Origin of the sequence: Micromonospora sp. NPDC005686, assembly GCF_042871665.1 — a bacterium.
Classification (GTDB): domain Bacteria; phylum Actinomycetota; class Actinomycetes; order Mycobacteriales; family Micromonosporaceae; genus Micromonospora.
The window spans coordinates 1-1,332 of sequence record NZ_JBIAIY010000031.1; the positions used below are offsets into that span (position 1 = coordinate 1).

The 1,332-nt window shown below is 67.9% G+C and carries 1 protein-coding gene; it reads left to right on the forward strand.

The features are described 5' to 3' along the window. Window positions 1–143: 143 nt before the first annotated feature. Window positions 144–1,313, forward strand: coding sequence for an ISAs1 family transposase (locus tag ACFYON_RS29035; RefSeq protein WP_354875072.1), 1,170 nt, complete (start codon window positions 144–146; stop codon window positions 1,311–1,313). Window positions 1,314–1,332 lie beyond the last annotated feature (19 nt).

Genomic DNA, 1,332 nt, shown 5'->3' on the forward strand with positions numbered 1-1,332 from the left:
CAGGGCCCCGGCAAAGTCGTGAGGGTGTCCGGCTTGGGTGGTTCGAAGTAGAAGCGCCGGTGTTGGTAGCAGCAAGACGGGCATGACCAGTTCAGAAGATCATCAAGGTTCTCTACGCCACGATGATCTATCCGAAGTGAGCCATGCCCGCACTGCCATCATCGCTGACCTCTTCTCTGTCCCGCGCACCGGCTCTGACCGTTCCCGAAACCGCTGGTGGGCTGCCCGCAGCACTCGCCGGTCTACCTGATCCGCGTGCCCGGCGGGGTGTCCGGCACAGGCTGCCGGTCGTGGTGACCGCGGCGGTCTGTGCCGTGGTTGCCGGCTACCGCTCGTATGCCGCGATCGCCGAATGGGTCGCCGACGCTCCGGACACGACCGTCCTGGCCCTGGGCATCGCCCCGGATCGGCGGCCATCCGAAGCGATGATCCGCCGACTGTTGCAGGCCCTGGACCCGCAGTTGCTGACTGCGGCGATCGGTCTCTGGCTCGACGGGCGTGCCGCGCCCAGCGCCGCGACGGGCCGGCGGGCGATCGCGGTCGACGGGAAGTCGCTGCGCGGATCCCGCACCACCGACGCTGCCGCCCGACATGTGATGGCTGCTTGCGACCAGGTCAGCAGCGTGGTCCTGGCCGACACCGACGTGGACGGCAAGACCAACGAGATCACCCGGTTCCAGCCGCTACTCGACCAGATCGGCGATCTACGCGACACCGTGATCACCGCCGACGCGCTGCACTGTCAGCGTGAGCACGTCACCTACCTCGCCGAACGTGGCGCCCACTGGATCCTGACCGTCAAAGGCAACCAGCCTCACCTGCATCAGCACCTCGCCGCGCTGCCCTGGCGGGCCGTCCCGAACGCCACCCGCGACACCGACCGCGGTCACGGTCGCCGCGAGATCCGCACTCTCAAAATCCTGACGATCTCCACCGGCATCGACTTCCCGCACGCGGCCCAGGCCATACAGATCCGCCGCCGTCGACACCGACTCGACCAGCCGAAACGCTTCACCACCGAAACGGTCTACGCCATCACCGACCTACGCGTGCACCAAGCGAAGCCCGCGCAACTGGCCGCCTGGATCCGGGGGCACTGGCACATCGAAAACAAGATCCACTGGGTCCGCGATGTCACCTACGACGAAGACCGCAGCCAGATCCGCACCGGCAACGGACCCGAGGTCATGGCCGCCTTACGCAACGCCGCCATCGGCGCCCTACGCACCGCCGGAGTCACCAACATCGCCGCCGGCACCCGCCATCACGCCCGCGACAGCACCCGCCCACTGGCACTCCTCGGCGTCACCTGACGACTTTGCCGGGGCCCTG

Coding starts and splice junctions, on each gene's coding strand:
- ACFYON_RS29035 (WP_354875072.1), top strand. CDS start 144: ATGCCCGCACTGCCATCATCGCTGACCTCTTCTCTGTCCCGCGCACCG.